The following is a 23,401-nucleotide window of genomic DNA, read 5'->3' on the forward strand; positions in this document are numbered from 1 at the left end:
CCATGCCCCCAGAAAAAAGTTATGGATCTAATTTAATCCTCATTCCTTAGTACTATTTGTCTTTAGGCTACAGTGACTCCTAGTGTATAAGAACCAGGATCAAAAGAGCCAGAACTGAAAGTTCCGCCATTTTGCGGGAAGTAATCATAATCACTTACTGAAATGGAGTAAGTACCTGCCCCTAGTGAAGCGGTGATTGATGTAGAAGTACTGGAACTCTGTAAGTTCCCGGCACTATTAAATAGACCGAGAACTGGAAAGAAACCGTTATAATTCGACGTGCTGATAGTCACAGTTCCTGGGTTACCTAAAGAAAATGTGAAAAAGTCGAAATCAGGATTGTTCCCTGGAAGTCTTGCCAGTTCAGCAGAGGTATTAACTTCTGAACCTGATGTTAAAGTACCTAGCTTCTCAGCAGTGGCTAGTGTGTTGTTTGTTCCTTGTCGAGCATTTTCTTTCTCGTAGAACAGGAAGTCGTTACTATCAAGCTTCAGAGGCGATGCTTGCACAACACCAACGAGTTCATCTACCTCTCCCCCTGAGTTGTCCAGAAATACCCTTGTATTGGCTCCCACAGTCTCCAAGCGATAGTCTCCCAGTGTTCCTTTGAGCTGGATTGTATCTTCGTTGGAGCTGAAGCCACTGATGGTAGCGTAGTCTGCAAAACCACTACTTCCACTGTTGTTATCGTCATAGAAGACATTAGTAGCATCTCCAAGCAAGAACTGATCTTCCCCAGGCCCTCCAGTTAGGGTATCAACCTCCCCTAATCCAGGAGAATCAGAAGCGTTTGTATCAACGCCTATGAAGACATCATTTCCAGGCCCCCCAAGGAGGTTGTCATTGCCGACCCCGCCACGGAGGGTGTCATCGCCTTCCCCTCCTTCGATTTGGTCATTGCCAGTCCCGCCAAACAGGCTGTCATTCCCATCCTCGCCCAAGACGAGGTCATTACCTTCCTGACCATCAAGAAAGTCATCGTTATCCCCACCAAGCAAGGTGTCATTGCCGCCTCTGCCAAAGAGGGTATCATTGCTGCCTCCTCCAATCAGGGAGTCGTTAAAACTAGAACCAAAGACTTGCTCGATATTTAACAGGTCATCATTCCCATCTCCCCCACTGGCAGTTCCAGTGCTAAGGTCAACGGTGACTGCGGCAGTGGCATTTAAATAATCAGCAGTATCAACGCCATCTCCACCAAAGAGTTGGTCATCCCCGCCTCCACCAAGGAGAGTGTCATTGTCACTTCCACCAAGGAGAATGTCATTGCCGCTACCACCAAACAGAATGTCATTGCCTTCTCTACTAATGAGGGAGTCATTGCCGTCCTCACCAAAGAGTTGGTCATTGCCAAGCCCACCAAGCAGGATGTCAGTGCCGCTACCGCCTAGCAGGGAGTCATTGCCGTCCCCGCCATTGATAAAGTCGTCGTTAGTCCCGCCAAGGAGGGTGTCATTGCCGTTATCGCCAAACAGGCGGTCATTACCAGCCCCACCATTGATAGAGTCATTCCCGTTCCCACCACTGAGGAAGAAGTCATTGCCAGCTCCGCCCAAGAGGGTGTCATTGAACCTAGAACCAACGAATCTTTCAATTTCCAACAAGACATCATTCCTGCCCTCCCCAGTAACAGTTCCAGTGGCAAGGTTAATCGTGACTCCGGTAGTGGCACTTAAATAATCAGCAGTATCAACACCATCTCCACCCAAGAGTTGGTTATTGCCAGTCCCACCGCGCAAGGTGTCATCGCCAGCCCCACCACGAACAATATCGTTGCCTTCCTCGCCATCAAGCAGGTCATTGCCAACTTCACCATCAAGCAGGTCATTGCCACCTCTACCCAAGAGGGTGTCATTACCGCGCCCGCCAGTTATGGAATCGTTGAAACCAGAACCAAAGACTTGTTCCATATTAAACAGGACATCATTCCCTGCCCCTCCACTGGCAGTTCGAGTCGCTAGGTTAACGGTGACACCAGCAGTGCTATTTGAATAGTCAGCAGTATCATTGCCAGTCCCACCAAAGATTTTGTCATCCCCGTCCCCTCCTTCGAGTCGGTCATTGCCAGCCCCCCCAAGGAGGGTGTCATCGCCAGTCTGACCAATCAAGCTGTCATTGCCTTCCTCGCCATCAATCTGGTCATCGCCAGCCCCGCCATTGAGCGTGTCAGCCCCCTCCCCGCCAAAGAGTTGGTCTTTACCGTCTTCTCCAGAGAGTCGATCATTTCCGTACCCGCCTTCGAGAAGGTCATTGTCAGATCCACCAAGGAAAACATCATTGCCGAACCCACCAAGCAGGGTGTCGTCACCGCCTCTGCCAAGGAGTTGATCGTCCCCCTCCTCGCCATCGAGAAGGTCATTGCCAGATCCACCAAGGAGGATATCATCGCCGAACCCACCAAGCAGGGTGTCCTCGCCGTCCTCACCATTGAGAAGGTCATTGCCGTCTTCGCCATTAAGCGAGTCATCGCCAGCCCCACTCAAGAGGTCATCATTGCCACCCCGACCAAAGAGGTTATCATCACCGCCCAGACCAAGGATAGCGTCATTCTCAAACGTGCCAATTAGAGTGTTATTCCTGTTGTCTCCAATAATGTCTGGCATATCAATCCCCTCAGTTATAAGTTTGATTCAGAGATATTCGCTGGCAGAGGTGTCATCTATGAGTAGCCCTGCCAGCGAGGAGAAACCCTAGATAGGTAGTTCATAATACAATGTAGCATCTACTACTACAAACTGGTTTCGTAACCGCTCAATAATCCGGGGTAAATCGCTCAGTGACAAGGCTCAAATGGCGTAAACTCGTTCCTGAACTGGTAGTTCGCCCCGATTTATTGAGCGGATACCTGGTTTCTTGGTCTAGACACTACCTAAATAGCTATCACTAGCATAGAGCAAACGCATCTTATTTGCTACTAAAAACTAAGAGAGGAATGGCACTAAGAAAAGCTGAAACACTTGCGATTTAACCAGTTTGCAATTGTTTGCGTAATTCATGCCGTGGTTTGAGCATCATTTACTCAAAGACTACTGTTCTATTACCATATACTAATACACGATTTTGTAAGTGCGATCGCACCGCTCTTGCTAATACAACTCTCTCCAAATCTTTGCCTTTTCTCACCAAATCATCCACTTCATCACGGTGACTAACTCGCACCACATCCTGTTCAATAATTGGGCCTGCATCTAAATCAGCAGTGGCATAATGAGCAGTTGCACCAATAATTTTTACCCCACGTTCAAAAGCTCGGTGATAAGGGTTTGCTCCGATAAAAGCTGGTAAAAATGAATGATGTATATTAATAATTTGCGGAAATTTACTAATAAAATCTGCACTAACAATCTGCATATATTTAGCCAATACAACTAAATCTATTTTGTACTGGCGCAGTAATTCTAGTTGTTGGGCTTCTTGTTCTGCTTTATTATCTTTATTGATGGGAATATGCTGGAAGCCGATATTAAATTGCTCTGCCACTACCTTTAAATTAGAATGGTTACTAATAATTAAAGGAATTTCAGCAATAAATTCTTTAGCACGTTGTCGCCAAATCAAGTCAAATAGACAATGGTCTTGCCGACTTACCCAAATAGCAATGCGTGGTACTGTATCAGAAAAACGTATTTCCCACTTAGCGCCTAAAGGTTGAGCAATGGCATTAAATGCAGGAGCAATAAATTCTCGCGGTAAATTGAACCCATCTAACTGCCATTCAATGCGCGTAAGGAATAATCCAGCAGCAAAATCTGTATGCTGATCTGCATGGATAATATTACCACCATTAGAATAGATGAAATTGGCAAATTTCGCTACCAATCCTCGTTGATCTGGGCAAGAAATCAGCAATGTTGCTGTCGGATTTGTCATAATAATATCGCCAGATTTTGAATTAATTATTTGCTGTTTGTCGGAGTCGGTTTAGGAATGGTGAGCGGAGGAAGTTTCTGGCTGTTATCTACAGGTTGTTTCCACTCTGATAGCTCCCGATTTACGGCATTTGCAAAATCTGTAGATACCAACAGCACATTTATATTTCCATCGGGTTTAGCAGCAGAGTCAGCTTGAGCATACAAGAAACGACCATTAAAGTTAGATTTACCCAAAATCAACTGATGGCTTTGTCGGTTTTTCAGGGTGATATTGATGGTTGCTTGGGGTTGATCTAGGGCGAATTCTTTAAGCTCTTTTGGTGAAGTTGATAAAGTGCGATCGCTATTACCTTTGACTAACAAATCCATTAAATAAGAAACAATAGCATCATTTGCTTGCCCAGATACCGGAGATTTGATTAACCATTTGGGGTTACTACTAGATTCAGGGTTCCGTTCCAGATTCAGAGTGAGTTTTTTTGTCGTGACTGTTAAAGACTGTACATCATCTTCTCCAAAAGAGAAAATTCGCTGCTTTTGCTCCTTGATTTCTTCTTGCACAGTTGCACCTCGAATTTCATGGAAGTAAACAAAACCACCTAAACCTAGCGCTAGCAGTATCAAAATTAAAGTCGTTCTTGGCAATTTCATTTTTAGTCATTTGTCATTTGTCATTTGTCATTTGTCATTGGTAAAGAGTTAATATTTATAACTCTTAACTCCTAACTCTCAACTCCTAACTCCTAACTCCTAACTCCTAACTCCTAACTCCTAACTCCTAACTCCTAACTCCTAACTCATTTCTTACCGTCGTTTCCACCAAATAATAACTGCCGCAGCAAACCCAATTAAGGGTAAAACCAACAGAGATGACAATATTAAAAGATTGCCTTGTGTGGTTGTCAAGGTTATCCGACGGTTTTTCGGTTCTTTAGGGCGAATAGAAAGGGGTTGTTGATCCTGTTGACTCAGCCAAGTAACTGAGTTGAGGAATACATCTCCATTTAATTGCTGTTGAAATAAGCCATCGGTGGCGAAATCGGAATTTCCTAAAACTACTAACCGGGATTCGGTGGCTGTTTGAGATGAAGAAGTGGGGGAAGGAGTAGGAGCAGGGGGAGCAGGGGGAGTGGGGGAAGTTTTGTTTTGGGTGGTTGGTGATGGTAGGGGTGAAGGTGTCGGTGCAGCTTGGGGAGTGGAAGCAGATTTGGGTGTTTGTTTTCTGCTTAAGGCAACGCCCAAGGTTAGAGGCCCTTTGAGGTCTTTATCTGCATTAAATTCCAATTTTTCGCTTTGGAGGTCGCTTTCTGCCCAACTGCTGGGGTAAGGTTTGGTTCGTAGCAGTGGAGTAGCTTCAACACCAGGTACAGAGGTAATTTCCAGTGGTCGGGCAATGGGATAAAAAGAATTACCGTTACCGAAATCTTTGGTAATTGGATGTTGTCCGTATTCTGTGACTAAGGGCGCAGCAGGGCCACGTCCCACGACGCTTTCGCCAGAGACATCCACTGCTAAACGATTATCCAGACGAACACCCCACTCTTGCAGTAGGCTGTTAAGTTTGGGATCGGTATTAGGATCAATCATCAGCAGTAAGTTACCACCGCGATTAAGATACTCTTGCAAAGCTTTGACTTCGCCTTCAAACAGCCCTCGCTTAGGGCCAGCTACTATCACTACAGCCGCATCTTGAGGAACTTTAGAAGTTTCTCCTAAATTCAGGGGTGATGTTGTAAAACTTTTATCGCCTAATGCCTGAACTGCTTGTGATATTGCATCTTTACCAGGTGAAAGTTGGCGTTCGCCATGACCTTGAAGTAAGTAAGCTTTGGCTGTGGTTGAATTTGTTAGTTGTTGTAGGCGACTAGTTAATCTGATTTCTGACAAGCGCTCATTTTCATTTATCGTCTGTACTAATTGCCGTTTATCGCCAGATTCTAAATAAACTTCCCCGTAATCTTTGACGCCAAACTTTTCTGCCAATCCTGGTTTAGTTTGGGGGTCGATGTACTCATATTTAAATTTTGAGCTTTGGCGTTGATAATTTTCTAACAATTCCCGGTCTTGGGGATTTTGGTTAATATCAAACACCCATACCTTAACTGGCTGTGGTAAAACTCTCACCAGTTCCCGTGACTGGGGCGCAAGGGTAAACAATTGAGCCTCTGTTAAGTCTGCCCGCAGGTGGTAACGAGTTCCCAAAAAGTTAATCAATCCTAAAATTGCCAACACTGCCAGAGTTGCTAATAAAGCATTAGTCCCAGCTTGGGTAGAACGACGTTTCCACCAGTTAGTCTCATAGCTTTGCCATATTATCCCCAATCCACTAATGACAATTCCCGCAATTATAAATGCTAATGGGATTAGTCCCCAGGATTCAGAGACTAACCCAACTGTTAGTCCGGCAGGAATTAGGAACGGGCCCAACCAAAACAGATATTTCCACAGTTTCTTTCTTGCAACTATCTTCATATTATTTGTCATTTTTCATTGGTTATTGGTCATTTGTCTACAAATAGTGACAATTTAAAATATATGGACGAAAATTGAGTGACTATAAATTAAGTAGATAACTGAATAAATGGCAAGAAAGCGTTTCCAAGAATTACAGGTTTATCAATTATCAGAACAGTTGGCAGATGACATTTGGAAAATTGTTGATGGATGGAGTTTTTTTGCAAAAGATACGATTGGTAAACAGATTGTACGTTCGGCAGATAGTATCGGTGCCAATATAGCAGAAGGTGTAGGAAGAGGTAGTTTTCAAGATAATAGACGTTTTATCAAAATAGCGAGAGGCTCTTTGAATGAAACTCAACATTGGTTAAGACGGGCTTATACTCGTAACCTTTTAACTACCGAATAGATAAATGCAATCAAAACAATCATTAACGAACTAGCACCTAAATTAAACTCCTATCTAAACTCAATTGGCAATGTTACACATGACAAATGACAAATGACCAATGACAAATGACCAATGACAAATGACAAATGACAAATGACTATTGCCTTTGAAAGCGGAGTGCATCAATTGATTGAGCTGTGAGAAAGATGCCCAAAAAAATGTAACTGGCGAATAAAATTAAGGCGCTGGTATCAAAAATGCCTTGAATTAAGGTGTTGTAATGTTTCAGCAATGACAGATACCCTATAGCTTCGCCCAAGGGGCCAGGGACAATTTTGGCGATTAAATCAATCAATAACAATAATAAAATTACTGCAAAGGTGAAAACGGCAGACAGAATTGTACTGTCTGTTAATGAAGAAATAAACATTCCTACAGATAAAATTGCTGCTGCTAGCAAGATTAATCCAAAATGACCCAGTAAGGGAATTGAAAGTGCCATTGGTGGATTTGATCCACTGATGGCGATCGCTTCAAACACTAGCATGGGTACAACCATCGTGGTAAAAAATGTTAGCACGCCTAATAACTTACCTAAAGCTACTGCCCAATTGGTAATTGGTGAGGTGGCTAATAGTTCTAAAGTGCCGCGCTTACGTTCTTCGGCATAGAGTCCCATCGACAGAATCGGCAAGATAAACAACAATAGCCAACCCATACGATCTAAAAATGCTCGGACAAATTCGTAGGGGACATCTATCGGCGGTACTGGCACTCCGAGTTGTTGCCCTTGTGCATCTATTGCTGCGACTCCTACCAAAATGCCATCTGGCCCTAGCAAAATCATCACGAAGAATAACCCCGCGATTAACCAAAATATGCCTGCGATCGCATAAGCCAAAGGTGATACAAAATAACTCTGTAACTCTCGGCGATAAATGGCAATAATATTACTCAGCACTATACCCATTTACGCTGCTTCTCCTTCGTTGTCTGCTGCTAAGTCTACCTCAGTATCGAAATTTTTCTCTTCTGTGGTCAGTTGCAAGAATACATCTTCTAAAGTAGCGTTAACTCGCTTCAGTTCATGTAAACCAAATCCTGCCCGCACTAATGTTGTAGCAATATCTTTTCCTGGTTCTTTTCCCGGTTGCGATATTACCCGCAGGTAAGCGCGGTTTTCCTGGGTTTGACTGTGCATTCCGGTTGTCGGAATTGATTCTATCAGACTCACACCCGCGACTTTTTGCAATACCTGTTTTGCTAGGGCAGCTTCTCCTTCTATTTCCAATTCATACCCGGAGCCACCTGTCAACTGAGTCATTAAGTTTTCTGGTGTATTAGTTGCCACAACTTTACCGCGATTGATGATGGCGACGCGGCTACAAGTCATGCTCACTTCTGGCAGAATGTGGGTCGAAAGAATAATTGTGTGAGTACCAGCAAGGCTTTTAATTAAATTCCGCACCTCAATTATTTGTCTGGGATCGAGTCCAACGGTGGGTTCATCTAAAATGATCGCTGGTGGATCGTGGACGATCGCTTGAGCAATTCCTACTCTTTGGCGGTATCCTTTAGAGAGCTTGCGAATAATCACCCGCCGCTTATCTTCTAAATTGCAGCGTTCGATAGCGGCTGTTACCTTGTTGGGGCGATCGCCTGCTGATACTCCCTTAATTCGGGCGACAAAATGCAAAAATCCTTCCACCGTCATGTCTGGATATAACGGCGGTGTTTCCGGTAAATAACCAATGCGTTGGCGTACAGCTAGGGAATTTTCATGGACATCATAACCAGCAATTCGGGCATTTCCATTTGTTGCCGGTAAATAGCCAGCCAAAATCCTCATGGTTGTGGTTTTACCTGCGCCATTGGGGCCCAACAAACCTAAAATCTCCCCAGGTTCAACGCTAAAAGTGACATCAGTAATCGCTGGGGTGGAACCGTATATTTTACTTAGATGTTCAACTTCGATCATCGGTATAGTGGCGATCGCAATTTATAGAATACCCAATAATCTTAGATCACGATATTGGGTATGGGGGATTGGCACTAAGATTCGCCGATAATGGGTAAAGTTCCTGAAAAGCTTAACCAGCGAGCAAGCTTCGTTACAAGGGTTAGGGGAAAAATTAAAGACTTTCTCGTTGTAAGGCTTTGTCAGAGTGAAACTGTCACACACACAGGCAATCCCGCCCAGAACTGAAGTTCAGGGCTGATAGCTGAAGTCCACTTAAGTGGACTGAATTGATCATGATGATGCGGCGGTTTGGGGTGCAGAAGTAAATACTGCTCACTATGTCAACTACCTACATATATAGCTACACATATAAATTAGTTATCAAGCAACTAATATATTATTGAATGGTTAAATGACATCTATTAACTGTCTTAACTGTCCTTGCATTGTCCTAAAAATCGTGAAATATTAGAACCATGAAGTGCGCTATCAATAAACTTCAAGCAGCCTCCACCAAAGCATTTGTCACGTTGGACACTTGAAGCCAGCCACTATATGTGCTGCTGCAATAATATTCTGCCCAAGTCTAATGTCTTGAGGCGAACGTTATTGTGCGCCCGTTGTCTTTTACGTTGACAAAACCTGCATGTATATCCCCATACATAAAAAATTTTTGTGATGATTATCGCATCATTTTTTATGCAAAACAAAGCTTGATCATTTGTTATTTTTGTCTCTCGATAGGAGGAAGATATGTTTCTAACAAGACGATTATTCTTAGGCGCTTTGACATTATCTTTAATTAGTTTGACTAGTTATCCATACAAAGGTTTAGCCTATTCTCAACTATCTACAGAGCCTTCACAAAAATTGCCCACTGGAAGCCTAAGCCTACTAGATTCTCTTCTAAACCCTTATAGATGCCCTGCCAAATTAAGAGTTATTAACGCTGCGGTTCCTACTGCATCACCAGTTGATGTGATTGTCAACGGTGACAAAGTTTTGGAGAATGTAGATTTTCGTCAAGCTAGTAAATATGTAAATGTAAGACCAGGAAATATTAATGTACTTTTTGTGCGCTCTGGTACTAGCAGTACAATTGCTCATAGAAACTTTACAGGAGCGCCTAATAGTGCTTATACAGTAGCGGTAACAGGAACACTACAAGGCCCCCCAGGTCAACCATTATTTAATCAATCACCCTTTGTGATTCCAGAGGATTTAACACAGCCTAATCCAGGTAAATTTAAAGGACGTTGGTATCGCTTTTCGGAAACTAGCGCTGTTATAGATTTCCGTATTAGCAAATCCTCTAGCCCAAATGTGGATGAAACTCGTATCACAGACCTAACACCCAAAACTGCTATTCCTTACCCAGAACTTACGGCTGGTACATATAACTTCAATCCAGTTCTACCTGACCAATTTGACCCATTGATCAATAATGCCTTCAACCCACCAATCACAGTAGAAGTTGCGAATCAACAAGTCCCCGAAGGAGTCATTTTTGATGTAATTGCTACAGGTAATGGCTTAGGCCAAGCACCTAACTCACTGCTACTCACAACTGCCTCAACACAAACAGCGCCTCCTAATGCCAATGGCTGTTATCAGATTGTGCAGTAAGTAATATCAACTTAGTGAGGCATTTTTAGCCATAGGAATCAATCTTATTTAATTTTTGAAAAAACTGTATAACTATTGAAGCGGAAGCGGCTGATTCAATCAGACCCGCTTCAGTAGTTATTAATGTGACTGCCAACCAACTGACCACATCGCCGTTGCAGTTACTCTAATTACTGCTTGTTTGGGGTTGAGTGCTAACAAAATATCAGCAGATATAGCGGTGTGCAGTTCAGTGAGATACAAAAAAAATGCTGGAATGATTTGACAGCAAGGACTTTGGTGTTCTCATCCAATCGATAACCGCTATACTGGAATCACAAAATTAGCTGATATTCTTCAAATCAATCTTAGAGGTTTTCCAAATACCGTAAAAAGTCAGGTTAATAATAACTACCAGATTTCCGATGTTCTAAAGCTGTGACACCTTCATTTTCCAAGACTTCACCGTGATCGATGACGGCATAAATTAACCATCGATCGCCACATTCAAGTTGATTTTGCACTGTACATTCTAAATAGGCTAATGCTTCATTCAGAATCAAACAACCATTAAGAGCAGTTTTTGTGTCAAGATTCGCAAAAGGATTATCGCCTAAAGTGCTGTGACGAGAAAAATACCGTCGGACATTTCTTCCTTCTTTAAGGATATTCAGCACAAATTTATCACCAGGATGATGCATTAAATCTGCATTTTGCTCGTTAGCGATCGCAATCATAATTCCTGGCGGGTTAAAAGTGGCTTGAGATATCCAAGAAGTTAAAACCCCTTTGTGAGTTTCTTCATCACGAGTTGTTACAACACACAGAGAACCAATGATCCGCCCCACAGCTTGTTCAGTACGATCTACATGGGCTTCTGTCACAACCTGACGGGAAGAACGCAGTTTTTTAGTTTTCTTCAAGTTTTGGGCAAAGAAAGCACCTGCTTCTTGACACTGCTGAAGAATCTCAGGAGTAGGGCTGAAACGTACTCGAATTGTTTCAAATCCTAGTTGATAATTTGCATCTTTGAGCTTGCTTTCTATTAAATCTATCGCCTCGCCACTCCAGCCGTAGGAACCAAACACCCCTGCTAACTTAGTTTTAGCCGCCACCGAGAGAACTATTCCTAAAGCAGTTTGAATTTGAGTTGGTGCATGTCCGCCTAAAGTGGGTGAACCGATAATTAAGCCATCGCAAGTTTCTACAATGCGGTTAATCTCTGCTGAGTCTGCTAGTTCACAGTTGATTGATTCTACATTAACTCCATTTTGGATCAAACCTTGAGCGATCGCATTCGCCATAATTGCTGTATTTCCATAAGCAGAAGCATAAAGCAAAGCGACACTCAACTCTTGAGATTTTTGCCCTTGGCACCATTGACGGTAATCATAAGTAAAACGGCTGAGGCTGTAACGAACAACCGGGCCGTGTGCTGGGGCATAACATCTGGCTCCCAAAGCTGACAATTTATCTAAAGCTACTTCAACTTGTTTAGCTTGGGGTGCATGGAGACATTCAAAATAGTAACGACGTTCCCCATCTAACCCCTTCCAATCTTCATCAAACAAAGTATCTTCGCAAATATGAGCGCCAAAAAGTTTATCTGTGTAGAGAATTTTTGTTGCAGAATCATAAGTACAAAGTCCATCCGCCCACCGGGGAGTTGGTACGGTGACAAATGATAGATAATGTCCTTGTCCTAAATCTAAAATATCCCCCCGCACCGCTTGAATACGTGACTCCAATTGGGGAAAAGCGGTTTTGAGAGCATTGGCGGCGGGGCGAGAACAAATTATAGTAGCTTGAGGAACCTGAGAGAGTAATACTTGCAGAGTTGCGCTGCGGTTGGGGTTGACATGACCGAGAACAATGTAATCTAGGGTAGTGAAGTCTAGATGTTGTGCAAGTTGCTGAAGGTAAATTTCGGTAAAAGATTCGCCAGGAGGGTCAATTAAAGCCTTTTTATCAGCTTGAATCAGATAAGAATTCGCTGTAGTTCCCCGTTGGCGGGAATACTCCACCTCAAATTTTAATCTGTCCCAAGTCCGCGATCGGAAAATCAGAGTATTTTTACCAATTTCAGCAACTTGTACATCTCTTGAATGGCTGGTAGTTAAAGTATTTGCAGACATAATAACCTCTGGTTAATAATGGGGAATTGGGAATTGGGAATTGGGAATTGGGAATGGGGAATGGGGAATGGGCATTGGGCATTGAGAATTGGGCATTGGGCATTGGGAATTGGGCATTACTTATTATCCTTGTCTCCCTCATCTCCCCAATTCCTAACTCCTAACTCCTAACTCCTAACTCCTAACTCCTAACTCCTAACTCCCCACTCCCTATTTTTAATGACCATTGGTTTGTGTTAATTCAGACTTGGCTCGACTTCTATAGCGTTTAGATACTTCTTGTTCGGGATCGATACCTTCAAAGGTAGGGGGTAGCCAAACTCGGAGGAACAATAGTATTCCCAGCACTAATAAAAACGCACAAGTTGCTAAAACTTGACTCCAACTTGTTTCTAGAACACCTTTAACAATGACTTCTCGCAAAGCAGAAACGATGGAAACTTCAACAGCTACCCCAATAGACACTCGATGTTCCTGTAGGTAAATAATCAGCAGTCGAAATAACTCAACCAAGATAAGTAAAAAGAGAATATCGGCAGTAACAGCATGAAAATCTAAAGGTGGAAGCAAGGAGAGAAACATATCTCTCACCTGGAGCACCATGAAGCTAAATAAACCAATGCACAAACAAATCACAATCACATCTTGAATAAATTCCAAGGTTCGCACAACACGCCCACGATTGATTTCGTACATTGTAATCGGGGTATTTTCAACAGATTTATACATAATTTTGTGGGAGTTTGTAGAGACGCGATTCATCGCGTCTATGGGGAGACAAGGAGAATGACCAATGCCCAATTTAGTAATGATTACCAATTTTGCGATGATGGGCGGCAGTAAGTGCATGTAAATTAGCAACTCTTCCAGTTTGGACTGTGCTATAAATTACCCAATGATCGCCACAATCCATGCGGCTAGTAATTTCACATTCCATGTAAGCCAAAGCTTCAGCTAAAACCGGCGATTCATTTTTCGCTGGATATGTTTTCACTCCAGCAAATCTATCTGCACCAGGAGCAAAACGCTTCAGGAAATGTTTCATTAATCCTTGATATTTACCCTCTTCTAAAACATTTAAAACAAAGCGATCGCCAACGTGCATCAAGGATTCAATTGCCCGATCTTTGGATACTGCGATCGCTACTCCTAAAGGCTCAAGACTCGCTTGTGTCACCCAAGAAGCAAACATCGCGCTCTGAATTTCTCCTTTTTTGGCGGTGATAATATACAATCCTGTACTAATCCGCCCTAAAGCTTTTTCTAGCTCAGTATTGATAGATTTGATTTGTTTAATGGTGCGATCGCGGGTTAACCATTGACCCAAATCTGTCCCCGCTTCATCACAAAGCTGTTCCGTTGCTTGAGTAGGAATTTCCTTAACTAAGATAGGAGGAAAAGCTTCAGTTAATCCCAGTTCTTGAAACTTATTACGTAAAGGATAAACAGGTTCATCTTCTCCACCTCCTGACTCTAATAAACCAATTGTCTGCTTCTTGTTAACAGCAGCTAAAATTGTACTTAAAGCCGCTTGAGCCATCACCGAAGATTGGGCTGGCATTGCAATTACTAAACCAGAAGCTTGTGCAACTAATTCTCGAACTTCTTGAGGCTCGGCACTATTGAAGTCTACTAATTCTACTGCCACCCCTGTTTTCGCGCATCCATGCGCTATTGAACGGACTAAATGCTCGCTATGCCCGTAATCTTCAACATAAAATAGAGCCACTAATGTCTCTGTTTTTGCTTGTTCTAAACTCCAGTTTTGATAGCGTCCAAGCCATTCGGAAATATAGTGTTGTAATAAAGGCCCGTGTCCCGTGGCAACTGTTCTTATATCTAACTTTTCAATCCGCTTTAAAGCTGCCAAAACAGATCGGGCATTGGGGCCCATGAGACAATCATAGTAATAGTGAAAATCTTCCTCTATTAAAGTAATATTTTCATCATAGGTGTGGTCATCACAGTAGTGCATACCAAACACATCGCAAGTGTAGAGAGTGCCAGTTTTGTGGTCATAAGTCAAAATTGTGTCAGGCCAATGTAAATTAGGTGCAGAGATAAATTCTAACTCGTGTCCGTTGCCTAAATCTAATCGCTCTCCACTTTTCACCTGCATTGATTTAAAAGGCTGGTGAACCATATTTTCTAAAAATTGAATAGCCACCTTTGCACCAACTACAGTAATTGAGGGAGCTAATTGCAAAATATCTTTCACTAAACCACTGTGGTCTGGTTCCGTGTGGCTGACAATTAAGTAATCTATTTTAGCCGGATCAATTAATCCTGCCACTACCTCAAGATATAATTCCTCAAACTTGCGATGAGAGGTGTCAACTAAAGCAACTTTTTCTCCCTGAATTAAAAAAGAATTATAGGTTGTACCATTCCGTAAACCAAACTCGATATCAAAACGTTCTCGATCCCAGTCAAGACAACGAATAGCAGTCGTTTGAGGAGCAATTTCAACAGTTTCAATCGTCAAACGTCCTGGATTGGGAATAACTTGAGTAAGCTGTGTGAGTGCAACCATTTCTTTTCTCCAAAAAGAATATTATCTGGAGCGAGTGTTATGTTTCTTATATTTACCTGAAAAACTCAATTAGTAAAATGCCAATTTCTAAAGCTAATCATCAGAAAGATTTATTCTTTATTTGGATGGAGTTACCATTGAACTTCTGAATGTTTATCATTACTTTTCTGTTCAATAATGAACGTGAGAGAATGTAAATTCTAAGTTAGAATGTTTATGCATGTCGTTAATATTTTTTCCCCCTCCCATAGAACAAATCACCAGTGAAATTGCCCGCCACGCTGGTGTTGATCTGTATGTACTGCGCCTCGATCTCATGCATCCGTGGGTTAACGGCAACAAGTGGTTTAAGCTGAAATACAATCTTTTGGAAGCCAAGCAGAAAAATTTTACGACGCTGCTAACCTTTGGCGGTGCTTATTCCAATCACATCTATGCAACTGCGGCGGCTGGTAATCTTTTCGGTTTTCGTACCATCGGCGTAATTCGTGGCGAGGAGAGGCTACCGTTGAATCCTACGCTGAGTTTTGCTGTACAACAGGGTATGCAACTTGTGTATCTGAACCGCGAGATGTATCGACAGCGCAACACACCAGCCTTAGAGGAATATCTGCAACAACGTTTCGGCGAGGTGTTTATCATTCCCGAAGGCGGGAGTAATTTAAATGGTGTGCGCGGGTGTACAGAGATAATTGATCGGGCGATGCCTACGGCGGTCACTGAGCGCAGCCGAAGTGCTGGCTACGCCTACGCATTTGATCATATATGCGTAGCCTGCGGTACAGCCACCACACTTGCAGGTATTGCGCTTTCGTTGCATAAAGGACAAAGAGCGATCGCTTTTCCCGTTCTAAAAAATGGGGCATTTCTCGCCCAAGAAGTCGAAAGTTTGTTGACAAATTACCTCGCCTCTGATTTACCCTCGCCATATAATTCTCCCGCTTCCTGGGAATTGGTGTGTGATTATCACTTCGGCGGCTATGCAAAGGTGAACAACGATCTGCTATTTTTCAGCCAGCAATTCACAGAAGAACATGGCGTACCTCTTGATTACGTATATACCGCCAAAATGTTTTACGGAGTGATGGATTTACTAAAGCAGGGATTTTTTAGTAAAGGCGATCGCTTGTTGCTGATACACACAGGCGGCTTGCAGGGCAACGTTGGCATGGAAGAAAGGTTGCAGAGGTTTTCTAAAATTTGAGTTGCCACTTAATTAAATATCAGTTAACCTTGTATGGAATTTTACTAAAACAAGTAAAATTCACACACCAATCTTGATATTTACTCAAACTTAGGCAAGGTTAACTCAATGTTTACATCTACTGAACGCATTAAGGCAGATGATCAGAGTATTGCTCTCTATTTGGAAAATCTTCTATCAAATAAATATCAAATTCCAACCTTTCAAAGAGATGTTGTCTGGGAGAAAGAGAATGTTAAAAAACTTTGGGATAGTATTTATAAATTTTATCCTTTAGGAAGTATTCTAATTTGGAAAACTAATACAAAGCTAGAAAGTCATAGAGAAATAGGTGGTATAAAATTTGCTGACAGTTTTTACTCTAATGAGTATCAGTATATTTTAGATGGACAACAAAGAACAACTTCTTTATTAACATCAATACATGGGGGTAAGGGTAAAATTGCTAATAACGAAAACTTTGATCCAACACTATATATAGATTTGACTATTGAACTTACTGATGCAACTGATGACACAAGCTATGCAAAAAGGTTTTTGTTTTGGGACGAAATCGATGATAGAGATGGTCAGCTAAAAGCAAATATTGTAAAAAAACAACGTTATCAAGATAAACTAATTGTCAGCTTAATAGATATAATTAAAGACCGTGGGGAAATAGAAAGAAATATTTATGTAAGTGTTAATGGACAATTCGATCATCCTTACATGCAACAATTTAGGAGAATTAGGGAAGTTTTGGCTAATTACAAAATTTCCTTTATTGAGTTACGAGGTATTGAAGTTGCAGAAGTGTGCCAAATATTTGAGCGGATTAATCAAGCTGGCAAACCCTTGGATATCTTTGATATTGTAGTTGCTAAGACTTTTCGTTCTGAAAATAAGACAAATAATATCTCTGGGTTCTATCTTCGTGAATTATTTGATCAATTTAAAAAAAGCATTTTTAGTAGCCAATACGCCAATATTGATAATTGGACATTGCTCCAGATGCTAGCTGTAGTAGTAAAACTTGAATTTCCCGAAGCTGGAATACAAAATATTACTGATATATATCTTAATAAGCTAAAAACAGAACATATTGAAGCTGTATGGTCTAATTTTAAAATAGCCGTTGCTAAAACTTTTGATTTTTTTGATAATATTTTGCATATTAAAGGTGGAAGATTAATCCCTTACCGATATTTATACCTGACTATTACAGCATACTTTTATCGTAATGATAAACCAGATTATAGTTTTTTAAATAAGTATTTTTGGTATTATAGTTTTCATAATGCAGAATTACTAACAAACACTACTCACCTCTGGCAACATATAGACTTTGTTAATCAACAAAAGGCTAATAGTACTTACTCATTCAATAAATTTGATATTGATAAGAATTCTATAAGAAAATCTTTCTACAGTTATAGAGGTCGCTTATCCAGAGCAGTGCTATCACTTTATGCAAACCACAAGCCGCAAGATTGGGCAAAACCTCATAGAGATATTTTGTCTGATGTTTATTATCTGCTAACAGATAAGCCTAACTTGCATCATATATTTCCAGTTAACTTTATTAAGCAAAGTGGTATTGCTAGTTCAATAGAATGTGATAGCTTGATGAATATTGCCTATCTGTCTCAAATAACTAATTTGAAAATTAGCGATAAAAATCCATTAGATTATCTCAAAGAATATGACGAGCCTGGTTTAGAGGCAGTCCTACGCTCTCATCTTATACCGACAATTATTCTTGAATGGTCAAGAGCCGATGCACTTCCTGAAAACGCCCTAACAATGTTTATTGAAGAAAGAATAAACCTCTTATTACAGGCTTTGAGGCGAAAGTTAGAAGGGATTGAATTTAATGTTTTTGATATGGGCGATCGCACAAATAATATATATCCCTAAATAAAAGATAACATATAGCGTTCCGCAATTGAGAACGCTATATTTTGATAAATTCTGTTACGATAATATGAATTTAAATTGAAAATTGCTAGTTCTTAAAATCAGGCATGGAGATTTGCTTGTTCTTGCAACCAAGGATCTACAGGTTGCCCATCTTTGCGGCGCAATTCAATTTCCACCACCATCACTTCTTTAGAACCAGGAGGCGCAGGTTTTTTATGAAAAAGAATGTCATAATCTTCTGGATTGTGTTTGCGTTCTTTCAACCATTCCTGTACCTTGGTTATGGCAAAAAATGATTGCCCTTGCTCAAACATTCGGGTAATCTGCAATTGCAGTGTATAAGGATTTAACCGACCCATTTTCTACCGCCTTTGTTAAGTTAATTGTAGGACAAGTAATTTATTTGCTTACCCTAGATAATCTAATGTTAGTGCGAAGTACGCACATCTGACACTTTGCATACTGCTATCTGTAGAAACAAAGTCCAAGCTTAGTTCGATGAATAGCCTCAGAAAGCACCGATTATCCTGTAATCTGTCTTTCACAAGTTGATAAATTATTGTTTATGGTGCTTGATTTTTACCTAGTAATGTTATAATACTATCTCTAAAAAATGTTGAAAATTTGACTGCGCTCCACAAGTGAAGTTGTACGTACAGTAAGGGCGAGGGAACAGATTAGTTAAGGATTATTCAGCATTTTCCACTGCCTCTATAACATTTCACTACTTAATTCTGTTATAGATTGGAGAGAGGCACGCCGCTTCAAAAACTGACCAACAGACTGAGATGGTTGTTATGAAGAGCAAAAATCAAGCTGTTTTCGCTTTAATTGTAAAAAGCACTATTGTCTTTTTACCCTTACTGCTGTCCCCTACAATTACCAGTGGACAATCTGCACCATCACCTTCCCCAGCACTAACTCCTGCTGTGGTGTTATCGAATCAGGAGCGTCAAGAATTAGCACGGCTACGAGCGGAAAAGCGAATTCAACAGCAAGTCCAATCTGATTTTAATAGCGCTTTTAGCCGGACAACTATCTTACTCAATGTCTGGCTAGTTATATTAAGTCTATTTCCAGTCGCAATCATTGCTTTATTTTGGCTCCTGCGACGGGTGGTAATCCGTGAAATTGTTGATAGAGCTATGCAACAATTACAGGGAATGGAAAAATTGCAAAATCAGCTAGCCACCGTTAAACAAGAGGCTGAAAATCTTATTCAAGAAGCTAAAAAAATAAATTATGAATTAGAAGAGGAAACGGCTAGTTTACAACAACAGATTAAAAACGAACAAAAAAAATATTTATCTAACCTTACATCTGAACTAGATTTAGCTAAAGCACAGGTATTAACTAGATTAGAAACTGAACTGAAAAAATCTCAAGAGAATATACAAACTTTAGAGTCAGAATTTGCTTCTGGGCTATCTAAGTTAGAGTTTGATGCTCAACAACAAAGAGATATAGCGCTAGATAATCTAGGAAAAGTAGCATCTGTCATCGCAGAGGAACTATCTAATTTAAAGTTAGGTGTGGAACAACAGCAAGAACTAGCCGTTGCTGATTTAGAAGTATCAACGTCTGAGTTCACATCTCAACTTTCAAGATGGCAGTCTGATGCTCAAAAGCAAAAGGATATAGCTATTGAAACTTTAACAAAATTGCAGTCAGAATTTGCGGAAGAATTATCTAAATTACAGGTAGATGCTCAACAACAAAAAGATATAATACTTGAGAATTTAGGAATATTAGATAAGGAATTGAAATTTCAATTATCTGAATTACAGGTAGATGCTCAAGAACAAAAAAACAAAATTGTTGAGAGTTTAGCAACATTACAATCAGAATTCGCCGCTCAACTATCTGAATTACAAGTAGATGCTCAAACACGCAAAGAGCTAATCATTGAGAATTTAGAAAAATCTGGTTCTGAGTTTACTTCACAATTCTCAGATTTACAATGGAATGCTCAACAACAAAAGATTCTCATTTTGGAGAAGTTAGAAAGATTAGAAACTGAGTTTGTTTCTCAACTATCTGAGTTACAATTGGATGCCCAAGAAAGAAAGGATCTCATCCTTCAAGAACTAACTGAAATTACACCTGAATCTATCTTAGAGGCGGTAAATTCTGAAGTTGACGTTGAGATTAAAGCTGCATCCATCCCAGAGGTTGTAAATTCTGAAGTTGAAGAAGAAATACAAGAACAGCCACAACAACCAGAATTTACTGCTGATGAATATGTAAAACAGGGAGATGAGCTATTTTCCCAAAAGCGCTATGAAGATGCGATCGCAGCTTACAACCAAGCGGTTAAAATTCAAGCTGATGAACCTGTGGCTTGGTTAAAACGAGGTCTAACTCTAGGGAGATTGAAACGCTACAAAGATGCGATCGCATCATACAATAAAGCTATTGCGATTCAACCAGATTATCATCAAGCTTGGTGCGATCAGGGCGTTGCTTTTGGTAACTTACAACAGCATCAGCAAGCCTTTGACTCATTTGATAAAGCTACACAAATCAAGCCTGATGATGGTGTTGCTTGGTTGAATCGCGGCCTTTCCCTAGTAGCATTGGAACAATACGAAGAGGCAATAGCATCTTTTGATAAAGCACTGGAATTCCAACCCAATTATACCAAAATCTGGGATAAACGCGGTTATACGTTGGTAAGATTGGGGCGCGATGATGAAGCGATCGCTAGTTTTAACAAAGCCTTAGAAATTAACCCAGATTATGCCAGTGCCCATTACAACAAAGCAGCCTGTTACGCACTACAAAGACAAGTTGACCGATGTCTGTTAACTCTACAACAAGCAATTGAACTTAATCCCAGGTATAAAGAAGACGCAGCAACCGACCTCGATTTTGATGAAATTGCCGACGATGAGCGCTTTAAGCAGTTAGTTGCACAGTAGCGATTTCAAAGGGATTGGGCATTACTTATTCCACCCCTGCTCCCCCTGCTCCCCCTGCTCCCCCTGCTCCCTACTCCCTACTTCCCTACTCCCTACTCCCTACTCCCTACTCCCCCCAATTGGCGGATTCTGTTCCCCAGACATCGCTTTGAGTTTAGATGTAAAAGACTCAGAGCGATCGCTTTTTTCTGGAGTAAATTGCCCGATTGGGGCATGAATGGCAGCAGGTGGGAGCAGTTTTGGCTGTCGTTGGTGAGGAATTGGTGATGGTAAAGGCGGTGGATTTTCTTGTGAAGCTTGCCTTTGGCTGACAGCAGACGATAACTGAAGTGTTGTTGAAGAGGCAAATTTTCCAGAAAGGGGAGACTTCAGGACAGTTTTATTCTCCCTAGCTTCCTGCTTGCTTTCTTCATCATTTAAAGAAGTTTTTTCTTCGTAACTTTTCAGTTGTAGAGTTGCAGTATTGCTGTGTTGATAGCCGTTGCGAATCTTAGCCGGTGGTAATTGAGGACTCGTGACTTTCTCTACAGTGGGGTTTTTCTTCGCTGGCGGTAGGGCTGGCGCAGGCGATGAAGTTAAACTTTGGGGAAATTTGCTACAAATCATCCGTTCAAATTCCATGTTGAAATGATATGTAGCCTGATCCCGGCGCTGCCAAAATACTAAAATTTGCTGCACAGAAACAGCTTTATAACGACCTTGATATAGTGCCTCAATCACTGCCAAGTGTAGCCAATTAAGCGGGTATTGCGTTTGCCAACGCTCAACTAGCTCATTGGCAGTATAGCCACTGAGATCAAAACTATAGTTAATTAACAAAGCGATCGCCAAGTTGGCAGAAGTATCTGGAAGTGTTGTTAACATGGGGCTATTAGCTTTAGGCAATAGGTCTAAGATTTTTCACCCATCGCATATTAGCCTAACGTGCTTTTAACTACATGGTTTTTTTCCCAAGAGTACCAAGCCGATAAGCAGTGTTTCCTATTTTACTTGTCAACTTCCAGAATGCAACCCTACATAGACTGATTTAATCGCAGATTTTTGCCCAATGGCGACTAATGCCTGATAAACCATTCTGACAATTCAGGTCATCTGGAAAACCTCAGTTCTATTTCTCTCTCCTACAAGGAGAGAGACTTTGAATTTTCCCCCTTCCCGAAACGGGAAGCTTGCTCGTGGGTTAGGTCTGTCTGTATACCTGTACCTCACTGAATTGAAAATGGTTATGAAATCAATTCGCAATACCTCAACTTACCTCGGCTTACCTCGGCTTACCTCGGCTTACCTCGGCTTACCTCGGCTTCGCTCGGCACAAGTCGCTCGGCACAAGTCGCTCGGCACAAGTCGCTCGGCACAAGTCGCTCGGCACAAGTTCGCAATGGGCAACTGACGCTAAAAGCGAACGCCCCGCTACGAAGAGAGCAATTCGCAATTAAACTAAGCCTGACACAACGGGCAGAGGGTTTCAACCTACCAAGAGAATACAAGGATTTTTTCGCTTGACTTCGGGCGAGGTTTTGAACATGAAGCTTTTTCGATAAATTCGCATTTGGGGAAGTCAAAAATCATGCATTCACTCATTCAATAATTTTGAACCCCATAAATAAATTTAGGACTGCTGTATCCCTTTTTTGACTTTTGACTTTTGACTTTTGAATTCGAGCGTTCGCGCAGAGTCTCGTAGAGAAGCGAGTGGTCACACATTCTCATCCAGGATTGTTCCTTCTATATTGGCTCCATCGAAATTTGCTCCGCTCAAATTAGTCTGGTTCAAATCTGCTTGAGCGAGATTTGCTTGGGATAAGTCGGCTACAGTTAAGTCTGCACCACTCAAATCGGCTCCATCTAAATTCGCCGCCATCAAATTAGCTTCCTGCAAATCCGCTTCACTCAAGTTAGTTTCAATCAGTTTAGCAACCGTCAAATCAGCCTGACTCAAATTAGCTCCTTCCATTGCTGCTCCATCCAAAATAGCTCCATCCAAGATAGCTTTGCTTAAGTTGCTACCACTGAGGTCAGCATTGCTCAAATCTGCTCCATTTAAGTCTGCTTCAATCAAACTGGCTTGGGCTAAATTAGCGTGACTTAGATTAGCTCCATCTAAAATTGCTTTATCTAAAATAATGCCACTGAGATTGGCTTCCCTTAAGTTTGCCTCGCTCAAGTTGACACCAGTAAAGTCTCTAACACCTGCGGCATAGTTTTTCAGAAGTTGATCTGCTTTCATATCTGTCACTGTGCTAAGGAACGTTTAATTAAAGCTATCCAGCTTACTCACAGAGGCAGTAAATCCCTAGCACGCGCCACTGAGGATTGGTGTGGTGAATCAAACCGGAGTGAATATAGCGTTTCTCGTTTGTATGCAATACACTCTGACCTCTCTTCTTTTAGGAAAAAAGCTTTGAATCCTACTCTCTTTCCCTT

The 23,401-nt window shown here is 41.4% G+C and carries 19 protein-coding genes and 1 pseudogene; 7 read left to right on the top strand and 13 right to left on the bottom strand.

Translation table 11 applies throughout. The features are described from left to right. Nucleotides 1-62 precede the first annotated feature (62 nt). From D1367_RS06950 to D1367_RS06965, 4 genes are all read right to left on the bottom strand, one after another. Nucleotides 63-2,603: a calcium-binding protein gene (locus D1367_RS06950; RefSeq protein ID WP_118165065.1), complete on the bottom strand. Its 2,541-nt coding sequence runs from the start codon at nt 2,601-2,603 to the stop codon at nt 63-65. 412 nt (nt 2,604-3,015) lie between these two features. Next, a complete protein-coding gene (gene purU / locus D1367_RS06955) occupies nt 3,016-3,870 on the bottom strand; it encodes a formyltetrahydrofolate deformylase (RefSeq protein WP_118165068.1) in 855 nt (284 codons plus the stop codon). Nucleotides 3,871-3,896: 26 nt separating this feature from the next. Next, complete coding sequence (locus D1367_RS06960; protein ID WP_118165072.1) at nt 3,897-4,523, bottom strand: DUF4340 domain-containing protein; 627 nt, start codon at nt 4,521-4,523, stop codon at nt 3,897-3,899. Between the two features lie 153 nt (nt 4,524-4,676). Then, nucleotides 4,677-6,344 (bottom strand): GldG family protein, encoded by a 1,668-nt coding sequence (locus D1367_RS06965; RefSeq protein ID WP_118165075.1) that lies wholly within the window; start codon nt 6,342-6,344, stop codon nt 4,677-4,679. Nucleotides 6,345-6,453: 109 nt separating this feature from the next. Between D1367_RS06965 and D1367_RS06970 the strand changes: the two are divergent. Continuing rightward, nucleotides 6,454-6,828: pseudogene (locus D1367_RS06970) on the top strand (four helix bundle protein). A gap of 49 nt (nt 6,829-6,877) precedes the next feature. On the opposite strand, the gene D1367_RS06975 reads toward D1367_RS06970, so the two are convergent. Continuing rightward, on the bottom strand, nt 6,878-7,690 hold the full coding sequence (locus D1367_RS06975) for an ABC transporter permease (RefSeq protein WP_118165082.1): 813 nt from the start codon (nt 7,688-7,690) through the stop codon (nt 6,878-6,880). Continuing rightward, the gene (locus D1367_RS06980) at nt 7,691-8,698 is read right to left on the bottom strand and encodes an ABC transporter ATP-binding protein (RefSeq protein ID WP_118165086.1); all 1,008 of its coding nucleotides are present in this window, start codon (nt 8,696-8,698) and stop codon (nt 7,691-7,693) included. Between the two features lie 735 nt (nt 8,699-9,433). On the opposite strand from D1367_RS06980, the gene D1367_RS06985 reads away from it, so the two are divergent. Next, a complete protein-coding gene (locus D1367_RS06985; protein ID WP_118165089.1) occupies nt 9,434-10,306 on the top strand; it encodes a DUF4397 domain-containing protein in 873 nt (290 codons plus the stop codon). Nucleotides 10,307-10,426: 120 nt separating this feature from the next. Here the strand turns inward: D1367_RS06985 and D1367_RS32695 are convergent, their stop codons facing one another. Continuing rightward, complete coding sequence (locus D1367_RS32695) at nt 10,427-10,549, bottom strand: hypothetical protein (protein ID WP_267255545.1); 123 nt, start codon at nt 10,547-10,549, stop codon at nt 10,427-10,429. Between the two features lie 137 nt (nt 10,550-10,686). Continuing rightward, the gene (locus tag D1367_RS06990; protein WP_118165092.1) at nt 10,687-12,420 is read right to left on the bottom strand and encodes a diflavin flavoprotein; all 1,734 of its coding nucleotides are present in this window, start codon (nt 12,418-12,420) and stop codon (nt 10,687-10,689) included. An 18-nt stretch (nt 12,421-12,438) separates the two neighbouring features. Between D1367_RS06990 and D1367_RS30565 the strand changes: the two genes are divergently transcribed. After that, nucleotides 12,439-12,591, top strand: a complete 153-nt coding sequence (locus tag D1367_RS30565; RefSeq protein ID WP_181985092.1) for a hypothetical protein — start codon at nt 12,439-12,441, stop codon at nt 12,589-12,591. A 45-nt stretch (nt 12,592-12,636) separates the two neighbouring features. Here the strand turns inward: D1367_RS30565 and D1367_RS06995 are convergent, their stop codons facing one another. Further along, nucleotides 12,637-13,149 (bottom strand): phosphate-starvation-inducible PsiE family protein, encoded by a 513-nt coding sequence (locus D1367_RS06995; RefSeq protein ID WP_118165096.1) that lies wholly within the window; start codon nt 13,147-13,149, stop codon nt 12,637-12,639. A 73-nt stretch (nt 13,150-13,222) separates the two neighbouring features. Then, complete coding sequence (locus tag D1367_RS07000; protein ID WP_118165099.1) at nt 13,223-14,953, bottom strand: diflavin flavoprotein; 1,731 nt, start codon at nt 14,951-14,953, stop codon at nt 13,223-13,225. 220 nt (nt 14,954-15,173) lie between these two features. Between D1367_RS07000 and D1367_RS07005 the strand changes: the two genes are divergently transcribed. Both D1367_RS07005 and D1367_RS07010 read left to right on the top strand, forming a co-directional pair. After that, entirely contained in the window at nt 15,174-16,157 is a 984-nt protein-coding gene (locus D1367_RS07005) for a 1-aminocyclopropane-1-carboxylate deaminase/D-cysteine desulfhydrase (RefSeq protein ID WP_118165102.1), read from the top strand. Nucleotides 16,158-16,265: 108 nt separating this feature from the next. Continuing rightward, nucleotides 16,266-18,053 (top strand): GmrSD restriction endonuclease domain-containing protein, encoded by a 1,788-nt coding sequence (locus D1367_RS07010; RefSeq protein ID WP_118165105.1) that lies wholly within the window; start codon nt 16,266-16,268, stop codon nt 18,051-18,053. 101 nt (nt 18,054-18,154) lie between these two features. Here D1367_RS07010 and D1367_RS07015 read toward each other — a convergent pair whose 3' ends face one another. Next, nucleotides 18,155-18,415 carry a hypothetical protein gene (locus D1367_RS07015; protein ID WP_118165108.1) on the bottom strand — a complete coding sequence of 87 codons (261 nt, stop codon included), beginning with the start codon at nt 18,413-18,415 and terminating at the stop codon, nt 18,155-18,157. Nucleotides 18,416-18,853: 438 nt separating this feature from the next. On the opposite strand from D1367_RS07015, the gene D1367_RS07020 reads away from it, so the two are divergent. Continuing rightward, nucleotides 18,854-20,977: a tetratricopeptide repeat protein gene (locus D1367_RS07020; protein WP_118171188.1), complete on the top strand. Its 2,124-nt coding sequence runs from the start codon at nt 18,854-18,856 to the stop codon at nt 20,975-20,977. A 99-nt stretch (nt 20,978-21,076) separates the two neighbouring features. Here D1367_RS07020 and D1367_RS07025 read toward each other — a convergent pair whose 3' ends face one another. Further along, nucleotides 21,077-21,841 carry a hypothetical protein gene (locus D1367_RS07025; protein ID WP_118165111.1) on the bottom strand — a complete coding sequence of 255 codons (765 nt, stop codon included), beginning with the start codon at nt 21,839-21,841 and terminating at the stop codon, nt 21,077-21,079. 355 nt (nt 21,842-22,196) lie between these two features. Between D1367_RS07025 and D1367_RS30570 the strand changes: the two genes are divergently transcribed. After that, nucleotides 22,197-22,367 carry a hypothetical protein gene (locus D1367_RS30570; RefSeq protein WP_181985093.1) on the top strand — a complete coding sequence of 57 codons (171 nt, stop codon included), beginning with the start codon at nt 22,197-22,199 and terminating at the stop codon, nt 22,365-22,367. A 306-nt stretch (nt 22,368-22,673) separates the two neighbouring features. Here the strand turns inward: D1367_RS30570 and D1367_RS07030 are convergent, their stop codons facing one another. Continuing rightward, nucleotides 22,674-23,204, bottom strand: coding sequence for a pentapeptide repeat-containing protein (locus tag D1367_RS07030; protein WP_118165114.1), 531 nt, complete (start codon nt 23,202-23,204; stop codon nt 22,674-22,676). Between the last annotated feature and the right edge of the window lie 197 nt (nt 23,205-23,401).

Source organism: Nostoc sphaeroides, from assembly GCF_003443655.1.
Taxonomy (GTDB): Bacteria; Cyanobacteriota; Cyanobacteriia; order Cyanobacteriales; family Nostocaceae; genus Nostoc; species Nostoc sphaeroides.